The sequence below is a fragment of the Streptomyces catenulae genome, assembly GCF_000718015.1.
In the GTDB taxonomy this organism is placed as follows: domain Bacteria; phylum Actinomycetota; class Actinomycetes; order Streptomycetales; family Streptomycetaceae; genus Streptomyces; species Streptomyces catenulae.
Window position 1 is genome coordinate 1 of sequence record NZ_JODY01000022.1, and the last position, 22,182, is coordinate 22,182.

Below are 22,182 nucleotides of genomic sequence, written 5' to 3' on the forward strand. Positions count from 1 at the left end.
CGGGGCCGGGCTGCGTCGGGCGGGCGTACGGAGTTGGGGCCGGGGTCGGGCCGTCTGGGGCCCGACCGGCTCGGGGCCCGGGAGCGGGACGATGCCGCAGGTCAGAAGCGTGGCGGCGGGCCGGGGCCGGGCTGCGTCGGGCGGGCGTACGGAGTTGGGGCCGGGCTCGGGCCGCCCGACGCCCGAGCAGTCCCGGGCCCGGGAGCAGAACGACGCCGCAGATCAGAAGCATGACAGCGGCCCATGACCGGCCCGCGCCGACCGGACGCACGCGCACCGGATCCGTGCTCAGGCCACCCGACACCCGAGCAGTTCAGGGCCCAGGAACGAAACGACGCCGCAGGCCAGAAGCATGACCGCACCCCATGACCGGCCCGCGCCGACCGGCCGCACGCGCGCCGGAGCCCGCGCCGGCCGCGGGCCATCCGTGCCGGGGCGTCCCGGGAGCCCGGCCGGAAACCGCCGCCCCCGCCGTCACCCCGCCCGTAGCGCCGCCGTCATCGCCTCGGCAGCTGTCGTCCGTACCGCCTTCGCGGGGCTGCGCACGTCACCCCGCCCGTAGCGCCGCCGTCATCGCCTCGACGGCCAGCAGCGGGGCGACGTTGCGGTCCAGTGCTTCGCGGCACGCGATGATCGCCTCTATCCGGCGCAGGGTGCGGACCGGTGTCGAGGCGCGGGCGACGCGGTCGAGGCTGTCGCGGACCTCGTCGTTGGCGAGTGGGACCGGGGCGCCGAGCTGGAGGGTGAGGACGTCGCGGTAGAAGCCGGTGAGGTCGACCAGGGCGAGGTCGAGGCTGTCGCGCTGGGTGCGGGTGGCGCGGCGCTTCTGGCGGTCCTGGAGCTCCTTCATCACGCCCGCGGTGCCACGGGGGAGACGGCCGCCGGTGCCCGCGGCGGCGCCCAGGGCGGCCCGCAGCTCCTCGGTCTCCTTGGTGTCGACCTCCTCCGCGACCTGCTTGGCGTCCTCCCCCGCCGCGTCGATCAGCTCCTGCGCGGCCTTGAGGCAGCCGCCGATGTCGTCGATGCGGAGCGGCAGCTTCAGGACCGCGGCCCGGCGGGCGCGGGCCCGCTCGTCGGTGGCGAGGCGGCGGGCGCGGCCGATGTGCCCCTGGGTGGCGCGGGCGGCGGTCGCGGCGGCCGCCGGGTCGATGCTGTCCCGGCGCACCAGCACATCGGCGACCGCGTCGACCGGCGGCATCCGGAGCGAGAGGTGGCGGCAGCGGGAGCGGATGGTCGGCAGGACGTCCTCGATGGAGGGGGCGCAGAGCAGCCAGACGGTGCGGGGCGCGGGCTCCTCTACGGCCTTGAGCAGGACGTTTCCGGCGCCTTCGGTGAGGCGGTCGGCGTCCTCCAGGACGATCACCTGCCAGCGGCCGCCCGCCGGGGAGAGCGACGCCCGGCGGACCAGGTCGCGGGTCTCCTTCACGCCGATGGAGAGCAGGTCCGTACGGACGATCTCGACGTCGGCGTGGGTGCCGACGAGGGTGGTGTGGCAGCCGTCGCAGAAACCGCAGCCGGGGGCGCCGCCGAGCGCGCGGTCCGGGGAGATGCATTGGAGGGCGGCGGCGAAGGCGCGGGCGGCGGTGGAGCGGCCCGAGCCGGGCGGGCCGGTGAAGAGCCAGGCGTGCGTCATCCGGGAGGCGCCGCCGGGCTCCCCGGGCTCCGGCTCACCGGCGGCGTCGGGGGCCTGACCGGCGGAGACGAGGGCGTCCGCGTCCCGTGCGGCCGCGGCGAGTTCCTGCGTCACCCGCTCCTGGCCGACCACGTCGTCCCATACCGCCATCGCTGACCGCCGTCCCTCTCCCGCTCCGCGCCCGGGGCCGCCGGTCGCGGCCTGGGTTTCTGCTGGTCGTGCGCCACCGCGGCGGGGTGCGGGGGCACCGCACGCGCCGCCGCGGCTCGCGCTCGTTCCATTGTGGTGCACCCCACCGACAATCCGGTCCGGCCGCCGACCGCCCCGGTACGCAGGAACGCCCGTGGCCCGCGGCGGAGAGGCTGCGGGCCACGGGCGTTCCGGCGTCGGCGGGGTCAGCCGCGGCGGCCCCGACGCTCGTCGCCGTCCTCGGAGCGACGGCCGAACAGCTCGTCGGAGAGGGTCGGCAGATCGTCCAGCGGGGTCTCCTCCGCCCACTCCGGGCGGCGGCGGGTGCGCTGCGGGGGCTCGGCCGGGCGGCCGGTCTCCGGGTCGAGCTGCGGCAGCTCGCGGGTGCGCTCGGCGCCGGACTCGGCGGCCGCCGGGTGCTCGCGCGGGGTGGGGTGCGCCCCGCCCCGCTCCTCGTCGCGGAAGAGCCAGGACGGCACCCGGTCCTCGGGGGCCGCGTCGCGCTCCTCGGGGCGGACCGCCGGGAGCACGCTGGTCTCCTCGGCGTCCGGGTCGTACGAGGCGCGCGGCAGCACCGCCGTCTCGTCCGCCGCACCGGGCACGGAACCCGCGCCGGGCAGCGGCAGGGCGGCGGTCCGCTCGTTGTCGGAGCCCTCGGCGGAGTCCGTGGCGGAGCCGTCGCCGGAGTCGGGACGCGCGCCCCGCTCCGGGCCGGAACCGGAGGCACCGCCGGGCCGCTCGGCCGACGAACCCGTAGACGTACCGCCCTCCCGCGCGGTCTGCTTGCGCAGATCGGCGACCGGCGTCTCGGTCGTCGGCGCCTCGGCCGCGGCAGCCGCCGTCCGGGCCTCCTCGGCCGCCTTCGCCTCCGCCGCGGCAGCCGCCTCGGCCGCCGCGATCCGGGCCTGCTCGGCGCGGAGCAGCGCCTCCTCGGCCTTGCGCTGCTTCTCCTTGCGGCGCTCCTCCGCCTCGGCGCGCAGCCGCGCCTCCTCCGCGGCGCGCTTGCGCAGCCGCTCCTGCTCCTCGGCGCGGGCCCGCTCCTCGGCCTCGCGGCGCTTGCGCTCGGCCTCCGCCGCGAGCCGGGCCTCCTCGGCGCGCTGCCGGGCCTCCTCGGCGAGCCGGGCCTCCTCGCGGGCCTTGGCCTCCTCGGCCTCGCGGCGCTTGCGCTCCTCCTCCTCGGCGCGCAGCTTCGCCAGCTGTTCCTGGCGCTCGCGCTCCAGGCGCTCCTCCTCGGCCTTGCGCGCGGCCTCTTCCTCGGCCTTGCGCCGGGCCTCCTCCTCGGCCGCCCTGCGCGCCTCCTCCTGCGCCTTGACCTCGGCCGCCGACAGCGGCAGCACCTGGTCAAGGCGGTGGCGTACGACGGTGGTGACGGCCTCGGGCTCCTGGCCCGCGTCGACGACGAGGTAGCGGGCCGGGTCGGCGGCGGCCAGGGTCAGGAACCCGGCGCGGACCCGCTCGTGGAACTCCGCGGGCTCCGACTCCATCCGGTCCGGCGCCTCGGTGAACCGTTCCCGCGCGGTCTGCGGGGTGACGTCCAGCAGCACCGTCAGATGCGGCACCAGGCCGTCGGTGGCCCAGCGGGAGATCCGGGCGATCTCGGTGGGCGCGAGGTTGCGGCCGGCGCCCTGGTAGGCGACGGACGAGTCGATGTAGCGGTCGGTGATGACGACGGCGCCGCGCTCCAGGGCGGGGCGGATGACGCTGTTGACGTGCTCGGCGCGGTCGGCGGCGAACATCAGCGCCTCGGCGCGGTCCGAGAGGCCGGAGGTGGAGACGTCCAGGATGATCGAGCGCAGCCGCTTGCCGATGGCCGTCGCGCCCGGCTCGCGGGTCACCACGACCTCGTGGCCCTTGCCGCGGATCCACTCCGCGAGCGCCTCGACCTGCGTGGACTTGCCCGCGCCGTCGCCGCCCTCCAGGGCGATGAAGAAGCCGGTGGCCGCGGGCGCCTGCTCCGGGTCGCCGCCGCGCAGCGCCTCCCGCAGATCGCGCCGGAGCGGCACCCCGTTCCGGTCGTCGACCTTGCCGAGCACCCAGGCGGCGACCGGCAGCAGCAACGCGCCGACCAGCATCAGCGCGAACGCGGCGCCGCCGTGGTCGAAGACGAACGCGCCGCTCCCGACCCGGTGCGGGCCGATGACCGCGGCCAGCAGCGGCGCGACGATCGCGGCCACCGCGACCGACAGGCGGACGACGGCGTGCAGCTGCCCGGTGACCCGGGCGTGGTCGGCCTCCTCGGCCTCGTGCTCCAGCAGGACATGGCCGGTGTTGGCGGCGATCCCGGCGCCCACCCCGGCGACCAGCGCCAGCAGCACCGCCGTCGTCGCGTCCGTCACCAGGCCCATGACCAGCAGCGCCAGGCCGGTCGCGGCGACCGCGAGGGCCAGCAGACGGCGGCGGGAGAGCGCGGGCAGCACCCGGCGGGCGCCGCGGATGCCGAGGACCGGGCCGCCGGTGAGCACCAGCACCAGGAGCGCGAAGAGGACCGGACCGCCGCCGAGGTCGGCGGAGTGCAGTACGGCGAGGGAGACCGCGGCGGCGACGGCGGCGGCGACCGAGGCGCAGGCGAGCACCAGCAGCGGGGCGGCGCCGGTGCGGCCCCTGTCCGTACCGGCGGCCTTCGGGCGGCGCAGCCCCTCCAGCGGGGAGCGCGGTCGCGGCGTGGCGCCGCCGGGCAGCTCGATGAAGTAGAGGACGGACACGGACGCGGCGAAGAGACCCGCGGCCACGTAGGAGCCCAGCGCCGCCTGGTGGCTGTCGAACCACGCCACCCCGGCGCCCAGCAGCTTCCCGACGAGCGTGACGACGACGAGCGCGGCGGCGGCGAGCGGCAGCGAGACGAAGGTGGTGCGCAGCGACAGCCGCCGCAGCGCGGTCAGGTTGTCGGGCAGCGGCCGGACGCTGTCGCCCTCGGGCGGCGGCGCGGGCAGCAGCCCCGGCGCCGCGCTCTCCCGCGCGACGGTCCAAAAGCGCTCGGCGACACCGGTCAGGAACACCGTGACCAGCAGCCAGGCGAGCGCGTTCGCCCGCGTCCAGTCCAGCCAGAGCGGCGCGACGACCAGCAGGGCGACCCGGACGACATCGGCGACGATCATCGTCCAGCGGCGGTCGAGCGGCCCGGACGGCGCCGTCAGCGCCGACAGCGGGCCCAGCAGGACCGCTCCGAAGAGCAGGGTCGCCAGCATCCTCGCCGCGAAGACCACGGTGACCGCGAGGGCCGCGCCCCGGTAGCCGCCGCCGAAGACGGCTTGGCCGCCCAGGGGCACGTACAGCGCCGCCTGGAGGGCGAGGAGGACGAGGACCAGCATCGACAGGGCATCACCGATGGCCCCGACGAACTGGGCGCTCCACAGTCGCTTCAGTGGGGGGAAGCGCAACAGGGCTCGTACGGCGCGCTCGCGGGAATCCGCGGCAAGGGCGCCTGAAGTGGGGGTCTGGGCCGTTGGCTGCTCGGCACGCGTCATCCGCCCAGCCTATCGGCAGGCCGCGTTCGCGCGGGCCCCGCCCGAACAAAGGGGCGGGCCCGGCAGGCCACCGCCCGCCTTGCCCGCCCTTGTCCGCGTACGGCGCGGTGGCCGCCGCGGGGCGCGCGGGATACGGCCGCGCGCCGGGGTACGGAACGGGCGGCGGACCGTGCCCGCCGCCCGTCCGCTCACTCCTCGCCGGACGCCTCCGCGGACTTCTTCGCCGCGGTCGTCTTGGCTGCCGCCGTCTTCTTGGCGGTGGTCTTCTTCGCCGCCGTGGTCTTCTTGGCCGCGGTCTTCTTCGCCGCCGTCTTCTTCGCGGGCGCCTTCTTGGCCGCCTTCTTCGCCGGAGCCTTCTTGGCGGTCTTCTTCTTCGCCGGGCCCTTGGCGCGCTTCTCGGCCAGCAGCTCATAGCCGCGCTCCGCGGTGATCGTCTCGACGTCGTCGTCGCGGCGGAGCGTCGCGTTGGTCTCCCCGTCGGTGACGTACGCGCCGAACCGGCCGTCCTTGACCACCACCGGCTTACCGCTGACCGGGTCGGTGCCCAGCTCCTTCAGCGGCGGCTTGGCGGCGGCCCGGCCACGCTGCTTGGGCTGGGCGTAGATCGCCAGCGCCTCCTCCAGCGTGATCGTGAAGAGCTGCTCCTCGCTCTCCAGGGAACGCGAGTCGGTGCCCTTCTTCAGATACGGGCCGTAGCGGCCGTTCTGCGCGGTGATCTCCACGCCCTCGGCGTCCGCGCCGACGACCCGCGGCAGCGACATCAGCTTCAGCGCGTCGGCGAGGGTCACGGTGTCCAGCGACATCGACTTGAAGAGCGACGCGGTCCGCGGCTTCACCGCGTTCTTGCCGGTCTTCGGGGTGCCCTCGGGCAGGATCTCGGTGACGTACGGGCCGTACCGGCCGTCCTTGGCGACGATCTGGTGGCCGCTGTCCGGGTCGGTGCCCAGCTCGAAGTCGCCGCTGGGCTTGGCCAGCAGTTCCTCGGCCAGCTCGACGGTCAGCTCGTCGGGCGCGAGGTCGTCCGGCACATCGGCGCGCTGGTGCCCCTCGGCGTCCTTCTCCCCGCGCTCGACGTACGGACCGTAGCGGCCGACGCGCAGCTTGATGTCGTCGCTGACCGGGAAGGACGAGATCTCCCGGGCGTCGATCGCGCCGAGGTCGGTGACCAGCTCCTTCAGGCCACCGAGGTGGTCGCCGTCGCCGTTTCCGGCGTCCGAGGCCGCACCGGAGGCACTGTCCTCGCCGCCCTCGCCGAAGTAGAAGCGCCGCAGCCACGGCACGGACTGCGCCTCACCGCGGGCGATGCGGTCGAGGTCGCCCTCCATCCGGGCGGTGAAGTCGTAGTCGACGAGCCGCCCGAAGTGCTTCTCCAGCAGGTTGACCACGGCGAAGGAGAGGAAGGACGGGACGAGCGCGGTGCCCTTCTTGAAGACGTAGCCGCGGTCCAGGATCGTGCCGATGATCGACGCGTACGTCGACGGGCGGCCGATCTCCCGCTCCTCCAACTCCTTGACCAGCGTCGCCTCGGTGTAGCGGGCCGGGGGCTTGGTGGCGTGGCCGTCGGCGGTGATCTCCCGGGCGCCCAGCGCGTCGCCCTCGGCGACCTGCGGCAGCCGCCGCTCGCGGTCGTCCAGCTCGGCGTTGGGGTCGTCGGCGCCCTCGACGTACGCCTTGAGGAAGCCGTGGAAGGTGATGGTCTTGCCGGACGCGGTGAACTCGGCGTCCCGGCCGTCGGCGGCGCGGCCACCGATCTTGACGGTGACGGAGTTACCGGTCGCGTCCTTCATCTGGGAGGCGACGGTCCGCTTCCAGATCAGCTCGTACAGCCGGAACTGGTCGCCGGTCAGACCCGTCTCGGCGGGGGTGCGGAAGCGGTCGCCGGAGGGGCGGATCGCCTCGTGCGCCTCCTGCGCGTTCTTGACCTTCCCGGCGTAGCTGCGCGGCTTCTGAGGCAGGTAGTCGGCGCCGTAGAGCTGCGTGACCTGCGCACGGGCGGCGGAGATCGCGGTGTCGGAGAGCGTCGTGGAGTCCGTACGCATATAGGTGATGAAGCCGTTCTCGTACAGCTTCTGGGCCACCTGCATCGTGGACTTGGCGCCGAACCCGAGCTTGCGGCTCGCCTCCTGCTGGAGGGTGGTCGTCCTGAACGGCGCGTACGGGGAGCGGCGGTACGGCTTGGACTCGACGGAGCGCACCGCGAAGGCGGTCTCGGCGAGGGCGGCGGCCAGCGCGCGGGCGTTCGCCTCGTCGAGGTGGAGCACCGCGTCGTTCTTGAGACGGCCGTCGGCGCCGAAGTCACGGCCCTGGGCGACCCGGCGCCCGTCGACGGTGGCCAGGCGGGCGGTCAGCGTCGACGGGTCGGAGCTGTCCCCGGCCCGTCCGGTGGTGAAGGTGCCGGTCAGGTCCCAGTACTCGGCGGAGCGGAAGGCGATGCGCTCGCGCTCCCGCTCGACGACGAGACGGGTCGCGACGGACTGCACCCGGCCGGCCGACAGCCGCGGCATGACCTTCTTCCACAGGACCGGCGAGACCTCGTAGCCGTAGAGGCGGTCGAGGATGCGGCGGGTCTCCTGGGCGTCGACGAGCTTCTTGTTCAGCTCGCGGGGGTGCGCCACGGCGTCGCGGATGGCGTCCTTGGTGATCTCGTGGAAGACCATGCGGTGGACGGGGACCTTGGGCTTGAGGATCTCCTGGAGATGCCAGGCGATGGCCTCGCCCTCGCGGTCCTCATCGGTGGCGAGGAAGAGTTCGTCGGACTCGGCCAGCAGCTGCTTGAGCTTCTTGACCTGGTCCTTCTTGTCGCTGTTGACGACGTAGATGGGCTGGAAGTCGGCGTCGACGTTCACCCCGAGGCGGGCCCACGGCTCACCCTTGTACTTCGTCGGCACCTCCGCGGCGCCGTTGGGGAGGTCACGGATGTGCCCGACACTGGCCTCGACCACGTATCCGGGGCCGAGATAGCCCTTGATCGTCTTCGCCTTGGCGGGCGACTCGACGATGACGAGGCGGCGGCCGCCGCCCTCTGCGGTCTCGCTGGTCGGGGACAACTTGGCTCTTCTCTCCGGTCGACGCCTGGATACCTCCAGGCGATAGCGCTGGAGGCGGACACTGCGGTGTCGCTTGACGCTGCGGAGTGTGACGGTACCTCCCGCCCCCGTGTCAAACGGAAAATCCCCGCAACGCCACTCGAACGGTAACCCGACTACATGCCTTCCTGCCGCCCGGACCTCGTCGCCCGGGGGCACCGCCGCTGTTCGGTCACGTTGTCCGCTCCCCGGTCTCCGTGAGGTGGCCTACTGGCAGGATGGCCGGGTACGGCTCCTCTCACGGACCGCCCGCCGCCGCCAGCACGCACACTCGGGGGACAGAACACTCATGGCGAACCAGCATCCCGGCCCTCCCCAGGACGGATCCAACCCGTACGCCGCACCGACCCCGCCCGTACCGCCGGTCCCGCCGGGCGCGCCGGACTCCGCGGCACAGCCGGATCCGTTGGCGAAGCCGGATCCGCTGGCGAAGCCGCAGGGGGATGCGGCGGCCGGGGCGCCGGGTGTGCCGGGAGCGGCCGGGGCGCCGGGTGTGCCGGGGGCCGCGGCTCAGCCGGATGCGGGGCTTCCGCCGCAGCCGGGGCTTCCGCCGCAGCCCGGTGCCGCGCCCGCCGCACCGGCCGGTTCCCCGTACGGATATCCGCAGGGTGGCCACCCCGGGGCGCCCGGTTACGGGTACCCGCAGGCCGCGCCGGGGGCCGGGTACGGCTACCCGGGCGGCGCCACGCCTCCGCCCGCCGCTCCCCCGCAGCCACAGGGCGCGCCGGGTTTCCCGCCGCCGGGCGGCGGTTTCGCGCCGGGGCCGCAGCCGGGCGCCGCCGGGGTCGGCTTCTCGATCGGGGACATCGCGATCAGCGGCGACACGATCATGACGCCGTCCGGTCCGCTGCCGCTGAAGGGCGCCGTCTGGACCGCCACGGACATGTCGCGCACCGAGGAGAAGATCCCCACCCACGCGATCGTCCTCGGCATCGTCTTCTTCTTTTTCTGCCTGCTCGGACTGCTCTTCCTGCTCATGAAGGAGCGGGTGACCACCGGCTTCGTGCAGGTCACGGTGGCCGGCGGCGGACGCCACCACGCCACGATGGTCCCCGTGCAGTCCCGGGAGCAGGTCATGTACGTGCTCAACCAGGTCAACCACGCCAGGTCGCTGAGCCTGTGACCGGCGGGTCGGCGACGGGAGCGTCCGTACCGGGTGCGCCGACCGGGCCGCCGGACGGGCCCGGCATCCGCGCCGCCACGCTCCGCCGGGCCGCACTGGGTCTCGGCGTCGGCGCGGCGGGGGCGGTCTACCTCTGGAACACCAACCCGCACGAGCCGGGCCACCTGCTCCCCGGCTGCCCGCTGCGGTGGGCGACCGGTCTGCTCTGCCCGCTGTGCGGCGGCACCCGCCTCGCGTACGACCTGCTGCACGCCGACGTCGTGGCGGCGTTCCACGACAACGCCGCCCTGCTCGTCCTGGGCGTACCGGCCGCCGCCTACGCCGTCGGGCGCTGGCTGCTCACCGGGCTGCGCGGCCGCCACTACCGTCTGCGCCTGTCGGGCCGCGCGGGCGCCGCGGTCCTGGGCGTCGCGATGGCGTGGATGCTCGTCCGCAACCTCGTGGGCTGACCCGGGCGGGCCGCCCGGCCGGGGCGCACGCCGCCTCCGGACGCGCCCCCGCCGGACCCGGTACGGCCGCCGCCGCGGAGACCGGGCCCGGGGGCGGGCCTCCGCGGTGGCGCCGTACGCGTACGGCGGCTGCGTCAGCGCACCGTGACCGTGAACTCGGGCGAGACGGTGGTGTTCACGGCCATCCGCAGGTGGTTGAGGCCCTTGATGCCGAGCTTCACCCGCACCGAGTAGGCGCCGGTGGAGTTCACCGGGGTCTGCGCGGGGAGCGAGACCCAGCGGGTGCCCTGCTTCTGCTGGACGGTGACCCTGGTGCCCGCCGGGATGCCGTGCGAGGTGCCCGTGATGCGGAACTCCTCCCACGCGCCGACCGCGGAGACGCTCGCCTTGGCGGTGAGCGACGCGGGGGCCGGTGCCGTCGCCGCGACGGGGGCGGGCGTGTGCGGTTGGGTGGGCGCGGCGAATGCGGCGGCCCCTCCCCCGAGGAGCAGGGAGGCGGTGATCACACTGACGGCGGTCAAACGGAGTGCTCGGTTCATGACAGTCCTCACTGGCTGGGCTGATGGATCTGACAACCGGACCCACGGCGGGGGCCCGTCACCTGCCCGGCACCCCGCCCGTCCTCATCCCCAGTGAGGGTCGGGAGCGGCAGCCCGGTTCCGCCGACGCCTCCCGAATTCGGCGTCTCATCCGATATGGCCGGATCCGGCCCCTGAGCGGACGGCGCCGGCCCACGGGACCACGGGGACGGCGGCACGGCGCCCGGCCCGACGGCGGCGCCGCCCCGGACACCGGGCACACCGCACCGCCAGGCACGCCCGCACCACCGCGCGCCCGCGCCCGTCAGCCCCGTATCCCCCTCAGCCCTCCGTCCCGACCGGCTCCAGGAAGCCCTGCTCCACCAGCATCCGGATCGCCTCCGGCGTCCGATCGCGCAGCAACACCGGGTCCTCACCCATCAGTTGGGCGATGGCATCCAGGATCCGGCCCGCCGGGAGCGAGCCGTCGCAGACCCCGGCGAACCCGGCGCCGACCGTGTCCACCTTGGTGGCCCGGCGCATCCCCCGGTGCTGCCGCAGCACCACATGCTCCGGGTCCTCCGCGCCCGGCAGCCCGACCTGCTCCTGCACCACCTCACCGGCCAGCTTGAAGTGCCCGGCCAGCAGCGCCGCGTCGTCCGTCCGGCGCAGATAGTCCTGGCGCGCGAAGTGCCCGACGACGGTCTCGCCCAGCGGCTGCTCCACCGGGTGCGGCCACTCCTCGACGGTGATCGACGGGGTCTCCGCACCGGACTTGCGCAGTGTGATCCAGCCGAAGCCGACCGCCTTGGTGCCGCGCGCCTCGAACTCGTCCAGCCAGGCGTCGTACCGCGCGGCGTACTCCTCGGGGGCGGTGCGGTGATCGCCGCCGTCCCGCAGCCACAGCTCGGCGTACTGGGTGATGTCCTGCACCTCGCGCTGGACCACCCAGGCGTCGCAGCCGCGCGGCACCCACGAGCGGAGCCGGTCGGTCCACTCCTCGCCCTCGACGTGCTGCCAGTTGGCCAGCAACTGGCAGTACCCGCCGTCGTTGAGATGCGCCGCGGACTGCTGCACCAGGGTGCGGCACAGGTCGTCGCCGCCCATCCCGCCGTCGCGGTACGTCAGCCGGGCGCCGGGCGAGATCACGAACGGCGGGTTGGAGACGATGAGGTCGTACGTCTCCTCGCCCACCGGCGCGAAGAGCGAGCCCTCGCGCAGCTCGGCGGGGGCCGCCCCGGAGAGCGCCAGCGTCAGCGCGGCGATCCGCAGCGCCCGGGGGTTGAGGTCCGTCGCCGTGACGTGGGTGGCGTGCCGGGAGGCGTGCAGCGCCTGGATGCCGGAGCCGGTGCCGAGGTCGAGCGCCCGGCCGACGGGCGTCGGGACGGTGATCCCGGCGAGCGTCGTGGAGGCGCCGCCGACGCCGAGCACCAGCTCGGAGCGGTCCACCTGCCCGGCGCCGCGGATGCCGCCCGCGCCGCCGACCGCACAGCCCAGATCGGAGACGACCCACCAGTCCTGCCCCTCGGGGCCGCCGTACGGGCGGACGTCCACCCGGGCGCGCACCTCGGCGCCGTCCTCGGTGAGCCAGCCGTCGGCGAGGCAGTCCGCCACCGGCAGCGCCGCCTCGGCACGGGCGCGGGCCACCGGGCGCTGGAGGAGGAAGAGCCGCACCAGCGTCTCCAGCGGGCTCTCGCCCCGGGTGGCGCGCAGCGCGGGCACCGTCTCGCTGCGGGCCAGCGCCGCGTAGGCGGGCGCGCCCAGCAGCTCCAGCAGGCCGTCGGCGGTGAAGTCGGCGGCGAGCAGCGCGGCGCGCATCCGGTCGGTGCGGGCGCGGCTCGCGGGGTCGCGGACATCTGTGGTGGGGAGGTGCGTACTCACGCGGTCCATTGTCGACCCCACCACCGACAATCGGCGACGGCCCGGCGCCGCGCGCCTCACGGGCGCGGCGCCGGGCCGTGGACCGGTTCCGGGTACGGGCCGCCGGTTACGACTTCTTGGACTCGCCGCCCGAGGGGGAGGCGGGCGCGTTCTGGCTCTGGCAGCCCTTCTGACCGGCCATCGCCTTGCCGACGTCGCCGGACTCCAGCTTCTTGAAGGCGGCCTCGCTCTGCTTGTTGAGCTTGTTGATGCCGTTGGAGAGGTCGCGCAGCCCGTCGGCGAACTTCAGCTTGTCGCCGGTGTCCAGACCGTCGACCTGCTTCTTGAGGTCCGCGTACCCCTTGGAGAGGGCGTTGAGTTCCTTGACCGCGTCCTTGTGGGCCGTCTCGCCGTTGTCGCTCGGCGGGGGGCCCGCCTTGTTCAGGGAGGAGGCGAGGGACTTGTAGGCGTCGGAGATCTTCTGGAAGGCCGCCGAGTCGGTCTGCTGGACCTTCTTGGAGTCCGTGGTGCCCTCATCGGCCGTCTGCATCGCGGCGTTGGCGTCCTGGATCTTCTTGAACTGTGCCTGCGCGGGGTCGCAGAACGTCTTGGCCCAGTCGTCGAGCTTCTTGCTGCTGTCGTCGCTGCACCCGGTCAGCGCGAGCATCAGTGCCGCACCGCCGGACAGCGCGGCCACAAGCTTCTTGTTCACCGGATCGGTCCCTTCCATGGCTCTCGGCCCCGGAACATACACGGCCAAAGGGCCTGGCCCACGAGCGGGCCATCCGCTACGTACCGCAATGAAGCCATTTGCACCAAGGAAGGTGAGGTCTTCCGCACTCGGTCGAGGACAGGTGGCGGGCGCCCACCCCGAGCGCCCGCCACCATCTGTCACGTCGTCAAAGACGCGTTCCCGTCAGGACGCGGCGACCGTCTTCGCAGTCTCGGCGGCCTTCGCGGATTTCTGGGAGTTGTCTTCGTCACCCACGGCGATTCCGCGCCGCTTGGAGAGGTACACCGCGCCGACGATGATCAGCAGGGCGAGCACCGCGGCGCCGATACGCACCGGGGTGTTCTTGTCGGCGCCGAAGCTGAACTTCACGACCGCCGGGGCGATCAGCAGCGCCACCAGGTTCATCACCTTCAGCAGCGGGTTGATCGCCGGTCCCGCGGTGTCCTTGAAGGGGTCGCCCACGGTGTCACCGATGACCGTCGCCTCGTGCGCCTCGCTGCCCTTACCGCCGAAGTGGCCGTCCTCGACGAGCTTCTTGGCGTTGTCCCAGGCGCCGCCGGAGTTCGACAGGAAGACCGCCATCAGCGTGCCGGTGCCGATCGCGCCGGCGAGGAACGAGCCGAGCGCGCCGACGCCGAGGGCGAAGCCGACCGCGATCGGGGTGAGCACGGCGAGCAGCCCCGGGGTGGCCAGTTCGCGCAGCGCGTCCTTGGTGCAGATGTCGACGACGCGCCCGTACTCGGGCTGTTCGGTGTGGTCCATGATCCCCGGGTGCTCGCGGAACTGCCGCCGCACCTCGAAGACGACCGCACCGGCCGACCGGGACACCGCGTTGATGGCCAGCCCGGAGAAGAGGAAGACCACGGAGGCGCCGAGGACCAGCCCGACCAGGTTGTTCGGCTGCGAGATGTCCAGACTCAGCCCCATCCCGCTCGCCGCCTTGCCGACGGCCTGCTTCGCCGTCGCCAGGGCGTCGCGGTACGAACCGAACAGTGCGGCGGCGGCCAGCACCGCCGTCGCGATGGCGATGCCCTTGGTGATCGCCTTGGTGGTGTTGCCGACGGCGTCGAGATCGGTGAGGACCTGCGCGCCGTCGCCGGTGACGTCGCCGGACATCTCGGCGATGCCCTGCGCGTTGTCCGACACCGGCCCGAAGGTGTCCATCGCGACGATGACGCCGACGGTGGTGAGCAGCCCGGTACCGGCCAGCGCCACGGCGAACAGCGCCAGCATGATCGAGGCGCCGCCGAGCAGGAACGCCCCGTAGACCGCGAGGCCGATGAGGACCGCCGAGTAGACCGCCGACTCCAGGCCGATCGAGATGCCGGAGAGCACGACGGTGGCGGGCCCGGTCAGCGAGGTCTTGCCGATGTCCTGGACGGGACGGCGGCCGGTCTCGGTGAAGTAGCCGGTGAGCTGCTGGATCAGCGCCGCGAGCACGATGCCGATGGCGACGGCGACCAGCGCGAGGATCCGCGGGTCACCGGGCCGCCCCAGGATCTCCGGGTCGGTGACGCCCGCCAGCCCCTGGTACGTCGACGGCAGATAGGTGAACGCCGCGGCCGCCACCAGGACCAGCGAGATCGTCGCGGAGACGAAGAAGCCGCGGTTGATGGCGGTCATCCCGCTGCGGTCCGCGCGGCGCGGCGCCACGACGAAGATGCCGACCATCGCGGTGACGACCCCGATCGCGGGCACCAGCAGCGGGAAGGCGAGCCCGGCGTCGCCGAACGCCGCCATGCCCAGGATGAGCGCGGCGACCAGCGTCACCGCGTACGACTCGAAGAGGTCGGCGGCCATCCCGGCGCAGTCGCCGACGTTGTCGCCCACGTTGTCGGCGATGGTCGCGGCGTTGCGCGGGTCGTCCTCCGGGATGCCCTGCTCGACCTTGCCGACGAGGTCCGCGCCGACGTCCGCGGCTTTGGTGAAGATGCCGCCGCCGACCCGCATGAACATCGCGATCAGCGCGGCACCCAGCCCGAAGCCCTCCAGCACCTTGGGCGCGTCGACCGCGTAGACCAGCACCACGCAGGACGCGCCGAGCAGCCCGAGGCCGACGGTGAACATGCCGACGACGCCGCCCGTACGGAAAGCGATCTTCATCGCCTTGTGCGAGACCGCCGTAAGATCCTTTTTCCCGATCCCCTCGTTCTCGCCCGCGGCCGGAGTGGCTTCCCGGGCCGCGGCCGCCACCCGCACATTGCTGCGTACGGCGAGCCACATGCCGATATAGCCGGTGGCCGCGGAGAATCCGGCGCCGATCAAGAAAAACACACTGCGGCCCGCCCGCTGCGTCCAATTGTCCGCGGGCAACAGCATGAGCAGGAAGAAGACCACCACGGCGAATACGCCGAGGGTCCGCAACTGCCGGGCCAGGTACGCTTTCGCGCCTTCCTGCACCGCGGCGGCGATCTTCTTCATACTGTCGGTTCCCTCGCCGGCGGCGAGCACCTGACGTACCAGCACCGCGGCGACGACCAGCGCCGCCAGCGCGACGACGGCGATCACCAGCACGATGTCGCGGTTGCCCGCCGTCAGCGACGGTCCGGCGAGAAGGGAGGGGGAGTTCAGCGACTGAGGGGTGTATGGCCCCGCCATTCGTCCTCCTTGACGTTTGGCACATGGGCGCGCGCGAGCACGCTCAGGCGAACTGAGCAAGATGTGGACGGATTGTAGGGAGCCGCACGGCATCAAAACAGTGCGCCGGAAACGCAATTCGGCCGCAGCCGGGAAGATCAAAAGGACCGCGCCCGCCGAATTCGCCCGGACGATGGAAAGCGGCTAATTAGCTGACCACTGAACGATGATCTCAGTTTCCTACTGATCACCGCTGCTCAAAGCCGCCACTTGCGCCCCGGAAGACGATTACGTTCCCAACGCGACGGCCCTGAGGAACGTTTCTCCGGACGGGGATACGGACGCCGCCCGGCCCCCGGGAATCAGCCTGACGTCACGTCAGATTGCGGCTGAATCGACGCGGCGGGTGGCGGAGGTCCGCTCGGGTGACACGGACGCCCCGAGCCTGGCCCCGTAGGAGGCGCACAGACGGCAGAACGGCGCGACGACGCGACAGAAACGCACGGCACACGACAGAACGCACGGCAGAGGCCACACCGGGCCTGACGGCGCACGGAACGTGGAGTACGGGGGGGGGAACGCCAGAGGCCCCGGGCCGAGCCACGCTCAAAGCCCTGGGCGGACGTCGGGAAGCTTCTGAAGCGCCGGGCGAACGGCCCGGCGGAAACGCTACGAAGTGGCCGTGGCGGCGGCGGTCGGCCAGCTCATCCGGATGCGACCGCCGTCGGCACCCGAGGTGACCTCAACGTCGTCGACCAGCCCGCTGATGACCGCGAGGCCCATCTCGTCCTCGCCGTCCGCCTCGGAGCCGTCGTCGGACGTGTGCTCCCCGGGACCGCTCGGCACATCGTCGCCGACCTCGATCGCGAACTTCTTCTCGTCCTCGATCAGGGCGACATGGACGGGCGCCTCGATGCCGTGCGCCAGATGCAGACCGACGGCCCGGCTGCACGCCTCTCCGACGGCGAGCCGCACCTCGTCCAGCACAGCCTCGTCCACCCCGGCGCGCCTCGCCACCGCAGCCGCGACCAGACGCGCGGTCCGGACGTGCTCGGGCAGGGCGCTGAAGCGGAGTTCGACGGTGGCCATGCCATCCCCCTCGATTTGCGGACGTGCAACGCAGGGGGCCGGACGACTTCGCCCGGTACCCCCCACACTTCTTCCTCACCCGCGCCTGCGCACGGGCACCGCGGAGCCGTCAGTCGGTCGCTGCGACGGCCTCGTCGACCGAGGTGTGAATCGGGAACACCTTGGTCAGTCCGGTGATACGGAAGATCTTGAGAATGCGCTCCTGGTTGCAGACCAGGCGCAGCGAGCCCTCGTGGGCACGCACACGCTTGAGCCCACCCACCAGGACGCCGAGCCCGGTGGAGTCCAGGAAGTCGACACGCTCCATGTCCACCACGAGGTGGTAGCTGCCGTCGTTCACAAGCTCGACCAGCTGCTCGCGCAGCTTGGGCGCGGTGTATACATCAATCTCGCCACCGACCTCGACGACCGTACGGTCGCCAACGGTCCGGGTCGACAGGGACAGGTCCACGGATCCTCCAGCACCTTGCTATCGAGCGGTCGCCCCCCTGGGGCCTCCCCACCGAAGGTAGGGGACGGATCGGCAGCCGCGATGGCATTCAATCACTTACCAGCAGGCGTGCACGACGCCCTTTCAGCATTGTCCGTCACACCGGTGACAGACTCGGTGCCGATGGCCTCCAATCGACTCCCGACGGATGCGGGCGCAAACCCCTCCCCCGGCATCATTCTCGACCGTCTCGCCAGGGGTGCGACCCGCGCTGCACGCATCACTCATACGGAGCACCTGCCCCCGCGTCCGGGCAGCCATGCCGACTGGCCGGAACGGATCAGGCCGGAAGTGAGCGCGGCCCTCCGGGACGCCGGGATCGACCGTCCCTGGACCCATCAGGCCATCACCGCCGAGCACGCGCTGAACGGCACCTCCGTCGTCCTCGCGACCGGCACCGCCTCGGGCAAGTCGCTCGCCTATCTGGCGCCGGTGCTGTCCACCCTCCTGGACGGCGCCCGGCCCCCCGCGACGGGGCGGCTGCCGCGCGAACACGGGGCGGCACCGGTGGGCGGGCGCGGCGCCACGGCGCTCTATCTCGCCCCCACGAAGGCGCTCGCGGCCGATCAGCGGCGCGCCGTACGGGAGCTGGCCGCCCCGCTCGGCGACGCGATCCGCCCGGCGGTCTACGACGGCGACACCCCCGTGGAGGAGCGCGAATGGGTGCGCCAGTACGCGAACTACGTGCTCACCAACCCGGACATGCTGCACCGCGGCATCCTCCCCGGGCACCCGCGCTGGGCCTCCTTCCTGCGCGCGCTGCGCTATGTCGTCATCGACGAGTGCCACACCTACCGCGGTGTGTTCGGCTCGCACGTCGCCCAGGTGATCCGTCGGCTGCGGCGGCTGTGCGCCCGCTACGGCTCCGAGCCGGTCTTCCTCCTCGCCTCCGCGACCGCCGCCGAACCGGCCGAGGCCGCCGGTCGGCTCACCGGACTGCCCGTGGTGGAGATCACGGACGATTCCTCGCCGCGCGGGGAGACGGTCTTCGCGCTGTGGGAGCCGCCGCTGACCGAACTCCACGGCGAACAGGGCGCCCCCGTCCGCCGTACCGCCACCGCCGAGACCGCCGACCTCCTCACCGATCTGGCGGTCCAGGGCGTCCGCACCGTCGCCTTCGTACGGTCCCGGCGGGGCGCCGAGCTGATCGCGCTGATCGCGCAGGAGCGGCTCGCCGAGGTGGACCGGACGCTGCCCGGCCGGATCGCGGCGTACCGCGGCGGATATCTGCCCGAGGAGCGGCGCGCCCTGGAGCGGGCGCTGCACGGCGGCGAACTGCTCGGGCTCGCCGCCACCACCGCGCTGGAGCTGGGCGTGGACGTCTCCGGTCTGGACGCCGTACTGATCGCGGGCTATCCCGGCACCCGCGCCTCCCTGTGGCAGCAGGCGGGCCGCGCCGGGCGGTCGGGGCAGGGGGCGCTGGCGGTGCTGGTGGCCCGCGACGATCCGCTGGACACCTATCTCGTCCACCACCCCGAGGCGCTGTTCGACCAGCCGGTCGAGTCGACGGTGCTGGACCCCGACAACCCGTACGTCCTCACCCCGCATCTGTGCGCCGCGGCGGCGGAGATCCCGCTCACCGAGGCGGATTTCACGCTCTTCGGGCCCACCGCGGCCGGGCTGCTGCCGCAGTTGGAGGCGGCGAACCTGCTGCGGCGGCGCGCCCGGGCCTGGCACTGGACGCGCCGCGAGCGGGCCTGCGATCTGACCGACATCCGCGGTCAGGGCGGCTCCCCGGTGCAGATCGTCGAGACCGGCACGGGTCGGCTGCTGGGCACGGTGGACGCGGCCGCGGCCCATACGACGGTCCACGACGGCGCCGTCCACCTCCATCAGGGCCGTACATATGTGGTCGAGCACCTCGATCTGGCGGACGACGTCGCGCTCGTATCGGAGGCCAATCCGCCGTACTCCACGACCGCCCGGGACACCACGGCCATCTCCGTCCTCGAAACGGAGACCGAAGTGCCCTGGGGTGCGGGCAGGTTGTGCTTCGGCTCGGTCGAGGTCACCAATCAGGTGGTCTCCTTCCTGCGGCGCAAGCTCATCACCGGTGAGGTCCTGGGCGAGAGCAAGCTGGATCTGCCGCCGCGGACGCTGCGGACCCGTGCGGTGTGGTGGACGGTGACCGAGGACCAGCTCGACGCCGCCCGCATCAATCCCGAGCAGCTCGGGGGCGCGCTGCACGCCGCCGAACACGCCTCGATCGGTCTGCTGCCGCTCTTCGCGACCTGCGACCGCTGGGACATCGGCGGCGTCTCCGTACCGCTGCATCCCGACACCCTCCTTCCCACGGTCTTCGTCTACGACGGCCATCCGGGCGGCGCCGGCTTCGCCGAACGCGCCTTCCACACGGCCGCCGACTGGCTCACGGCCACCCGCGACGCCATCGCCGCCTGCGAATGCGAGGCCGGGTGCCCGTCCTGTATCCAGTCCCCCAAGTGCGGCAACGGCAACGAACCGCTGCACAAGCGCGGGGCGATCCGCCTCCTGACGGAGCTGCTGCGCGGGGCACCGGAGGCGGCGGAGCAGGCCGAGCGGACCGACGGCGGCGGATAGCCGACGCGGAGCCACGGCGCGGCGGGGGCCTTGTGCCACCGGGCCCGCGCCGCCGGGACCGGCGCCGCGTCGGCCTCCGGCGGGCCGCCCCCGGGCGGGTCGGCGCCGGGCGGGTCGGCGCCGGGCGGGTCGGCGCCGGGCGGGTCGGCGCCGGGCGGGTCGGCGTTCGGCCGTTCCTCCGTCGGCGGGGCGGCCTCCGGAGGCCCGGCCCGGGAGCGGACGCGGGATGTGAAGGGGGCGTCCCCCGCCTCGGCGGACACATCGGCGACGGCGGCGTGCAACGCGCAGCGCACCAGGCGGGCGCGTTGCGCCGCCGCCACCTTCCGGGCCCCGGCACAGGCCACCGCCGGTCCCTGCCCGGCCCGGTCGGCCGCGGCGAGCGCCGCCAGGTCCGCGGCGCCGCCCGCCCGGTGCCGGGCCACGACGGCCTGGCCCAGGGCGAGCAGGGCGGCGAACACCGCGCAGAGCGCCGCCGCGGCGAAGACCGTCCAGACCGTTGCCGAGCCCCGGTCATCGCACCGTGTCCTCCGCAAGGGCCACCGCCTCTCCGCCGACGTGGACCGTCAGGTGCCCGAGGCCCGGTAACTCCGCCGCGACCCGCACCCGCACCAGATCGCCTTCGCGCGAGACCGCCACCCGCGCGTCCGACGGCGCGGCGCCGCGGGCCGCCCGGAGCACCGCGCCGTGCGGCTCCGACCGCGCGGCGGCCCGCGCTCCGGCCCGTGCGGCGTCCACGCACTCGATACGGGCACAGACCGCCAGCAGCCCCCAGATGAGCGCCGCCACGACGGCCACCAGCACCGGCATCACCAGCGCCGCCTCCGCCGTGACGAACCCCGCGTCCTTCCCCGGCGGGCGCCGGACCCGGAACGCCTTGTACGGCCTGTACGGGAAGGGCGGGACGCCCCCGGAGCCCGCTTCCCCGGTACGCCACGCACGTTCCGCGCCCGCGGCGTACCGGAACTGCACGGTCTCCTCGGCGCCTGACCTGCCGTCGGCGTCCCGCCCACCGGCCTCCCACCGCGCGCCGCCCTTCGGCCCGGCACCGGTTCTCCCGGGCGCCCTGCCCGCGTCCCCGGGAGCCGTACGACCGCGGGCGGCCGTACCGGGGCCGGTGCGGGCGTCCGGTCCCGGCTCCCGAGCCCGTCGGGCGGTGTCTCTTGGCGTACCTGTCTCCGGAGCGCGGGCGCGGCCGTCCGGCCGGTCGGGGACCGCCCTTCGCGGCGGGCGGATGCCGCTCCCCGCCTGCCTGGTGGCGTTCGCCCGTCCTCGCCCTCGCCATCCCCGTTCGCCCCGGGCCGCCCGGTGGCGGCCAGGGGCACGGCGTCCGGTCGCCGCCGCTCGTGGGTCGTTCGCCGCGCGCCGCGTTCCTCTCGCGGTGCGTCGCATTCCCGCCGCCGGGCGTCGCCACGTACCCCGGCGGCCCTCAGAACTGGACATCGAGCGCCCTCTCGATCAGCGACCGGAGCGCCGACTGCACCGCTCCGCTCGTCACCACCTTGTAGAGCACCGCGGCCAGTGCGCACGCGGCCAGGGTGCCCACCGCGTACTCGGCCGTGGTCATCCCCCGGTCGCGGCACCCGCGTACCGCCGCTCGCCACCGTCGGAACATCTCCGTTTCCTCCTTGCATCCATGCCTTGTCGAAAGAACCGGTCGAAGAACCGGTCGAAAGAACCAGTTGCGGAAAAGACCGCTTGCCGAAGAGCGCAATTGATGAGGGGCAGTGAGGGCGGTCCGCGCGCCCCCGCATCGGCTCGTCGCCGCGCGCCCGGCCGTGCCGGGCCCGCCGCGGCCCCTCCCGGGGACCTCATCGCTGTCCCAGCAGGCCCCCGGCGAGCCCCATCAGCACCGGTGCCACCCCGAGCGTCAGGAACGCCGGGAGGAAGCACGCAGCCAGCGGCAACGTCACCAGGACTCCCGCCCGTCGGGCCCGTGCGGCCGTGGACCGGGCCGCCTCCGCCCGCAGTTCGGCGGCGAGCCGGGCGACCGTGTCCACGGCGGGCGCCCCGGATATCCCGGCGCGCGCCATGCACCGCGCCAACCCCTCGGCGCCGGGCAGCTCCGCCAACCGCTGCCATACGAGGGCCGGTTCGCCGCCCAGCCGCAGCTCGGCCGCGACGCTGCGCAGCCGCTTGCCGACCGCGCCGTCCAGCGCACGGCCGACCGCCTCCGCCGCCTCCCGTGGCCCGGCGCCCGCGGCGAGGCAGGCGGCCAGCAGGTCTCCCGCCGGGGCCAGTTCGGCCCGTACCGCGTACCGGGCCGCCCGGTCGGCGTCCGCAGCGCGTTGCCGCAACTGCCAGCGGTGGGCCGCGTACCCGGCGGCCACGCCCATCACCATCCCGGGCGCCCCGTCGACGAGCAGGAGCACGAAGCACGCCACGCCCAACGGCATCGGCCACTCCCTGAGCCGC

General features: G+C 73.8%; 15 protein-coding genes and 1 pseudogene. 3 read left to right on the top strand and 13 right to left on the bottom strand.

Features of this window, described 5'->3' with window-relative positions; genetic code table 11:
• Positions 1–547: 547 nt before the first annotated feature.
• The 3 genes from IF23_RS0119420 to topA all read right to left on the bottom strand — a co-directional run bounded on the left by IF23_RS0119420 (position 548) and on the right by topA (position 8,333).
• Positions 548–1,783 (bottom strand): DNA polymerase III subunit delta', encoded by a 1,236-nt coding sequence (locus IF23_RS0119420; RefSeq protein ID WP_030285360.1) that lies wholly within the window; start codon positions 1,781–1,783, stop codon positions 548–550.
• A gap of 245 nt (positions 1,784–2,028) precedes the next feature.
• The gene (gene tmk, locus IF23_RS0119425; protein WP_030285362.1) at positions 2,029–5,286 is read right to left on the bottom strand and encodes a dTMP kinase; all 3,258 of its coding nucleotides are present in this window, start codon (positions 5,284–5,286) and stop codon (positions 2,029–2,031) included.
• 188 nt (positions 5,287–5,474) lie between these two features.
• On the bottom strand, positions 5,475–8,333 hold the full coding sequence (gene topA / locus IF23_RS0119430; RefSeq protein ID WP_030285364.1) for a type I DNA topoisomerase: 2,859 nt from the start codon (positions 8,331–8,333) through the stop codon (positions 5,475–5,477).
• A gap of 532 nt (positions 8,334–8,865) precedes the next feature.
• Between topA and IF23_RS0119435 the strand changes: the two genes are divergently transcribed.
• Both IF23_RS0119435 and IF23_RS0119440 read left to right on the top strand, forming a co-directional pair.
• Complete coding sequence (locus IF23_RS0119435; RefSeq protein ID WP_030285366.1) at positions 8,866–9,495, top strand: hypothetical protein; 630 nt, start codon at positions 8,866–8,868, stop codon at positions 9,493–9,495.
• Positions 9,492–9,944 (top strand): DUF2752 domain-containing protein, encoded by a 453-nt coding sequence (locus IF23_RS0119440; RefSeq protein WP_030285368.1) that lies wholly within the window; start codon positions 9,492–9,494, stop codon positions 9,942–9,944. The genes IF23_RS0119435 and IF23_RS0119440 overlap by 4 nt, the downstream gene beginning before the upstream one ends.
• Positions 9,945–10,078: 134 nt before the next feature.
• On the opposite strand, the gene IF23_RS0119445 is transcribed toward IF23_RS0119440, so the two are convergent.
• The 6 genes from IF23_RS0119445 to bldG form a co-directional block, all read right to left on the bottom strand.
• Positions 10,079–10,483 (bottom strand): hypothetical protein, encoded by a 405-nt coding sequence (locus IF23_RS0119445; protein WP_030285369.1) that lies wholly within the window; start codon positions 10,481–10,483, stop codon positions 10,079–10,081.
• Between the two features lie 321 nt (positions 10,484–10,804).
• Complete coding sequence (locus IF23_RS0119450) at positions 10,805–12,343, bottom strand: DUF7059 domain-containing protein (protein WP_030285371.1); 1,539 nt, start codon at positions 12,341–12,343, stop codon at positions 10,805–10,807.
• Between the two features lie 106 nt (positions 12,344–12,449).
• Entirely contained in the window at positions 12,450–13,034 is a 585-nt protein-coding gene (locus IF23_RS0119455; RefSeq protein WP_037678795.1) for a hypothetical protein, read from the bottom strand.
• A gap of 204 nt (positions 13,035–13,238) precedes the next feature.
• Positions 13,239–15,653 carry a sodium-translocating pyrophosphatase gene (locus IF23_RS0119460; RefSeq protein ID WP_030285374.1) on the bottom strand — a complete coding sequence of 805 codons (2,415 nt, stop codon included), beginning with the start codon at positions 15,651–15,653 and terminating at the stop codon, positions 13,239–13,241.
• A 648-nt stretch (positions 15,654–16,301) separates the two neighbouring features.
• Entirely contained in the window at positions 16,302–16,721 is a 420-nt protein-coding gene (locus IF23_RS0119465; RefSeq protein WP_030285376.1) for an ATP-binding protein, read from the bottom strand.
• Between the two features lie 109 nt (positions 16,722–16,830).
• Positions 16,831–17,172: an anti-sigma factor antagonist BldG gene (bldG, locus tag IF23_RS0119470; protein WP_004571875.1), complete on the bottom strand. Its 342-nt coding sequence runs from the start codon at positions 17,170–17,172 to the stop codon at positions 16,831–16,833.
• Between the two features lie 81 nt (positions 17,173–17,253).
• Between bldG and IF23_RS0119475 the strand changes: the two genes are divergently transcribed.
• Positions 17,254–19,770 carry a DEAD/DEAH box helicase gene (locus IF23_RS0119475; RefSeq protein ID WP_078654094.1) on the top strand — a complete coding sequence of 839 codons (2,517 nt, stop codon included), beginning with the start codon at positions 17,254–17,256 and terminating at the stop codon, positions 19,768–19,770.
• 260 nt (positions 19,771–20,030) lie between these two features.
• Here the strand turns inward: IF23_RS0119475 and IF23_RS35640 are convergent.
• The 4 genes and pseudogenes from IF23_RS35640 to IF23_RS35050 all read right to left on the bottom strand — a co-directional run.
• A pseudogene (locus IF23_RS35640) lies at positions 20,031–20,228 on the bottom strand (Rv3654c family TadE-like protein); the annotation flags it as partial.
• A 52-nt stretch (positions 20,229–20,280) separates the two neighbouring features.
• Positions 20,281–20,577, bottom strand: coding sequence for a TadE family type IV pilus minor pilin (locus IF23_RS0119480; protein ID WP_051739734.1), 297 nt, complete (start codon positions 20,575–20,577; stop codon positions 20,281–20,283).
• Positions 20,578–21,196: 619 nt separating this feature from the next.
• Entirely contained in the window at positions 21,197–21,382 is a 186-nt protein-coding gene (locus IF23_RS0119485) for a DUF4244 domain-containing protein (protein WP_030285382.1), read from the bottom strand.
• Between the two features lie 196 nt (positions 21,383–21,578).
• Positions 21,579–22,163, bottom strand: a complete 585-nt coding sequence (locus tag IF23_RS35050; protein ID WP_342667928.1) for a type II secretion system F family protein — start codon at positions 22,161–22,163, stop codon at positions 21,579–21,581.
• Positions 22,164–22,182: the final 19 nt, after the last annotated feature.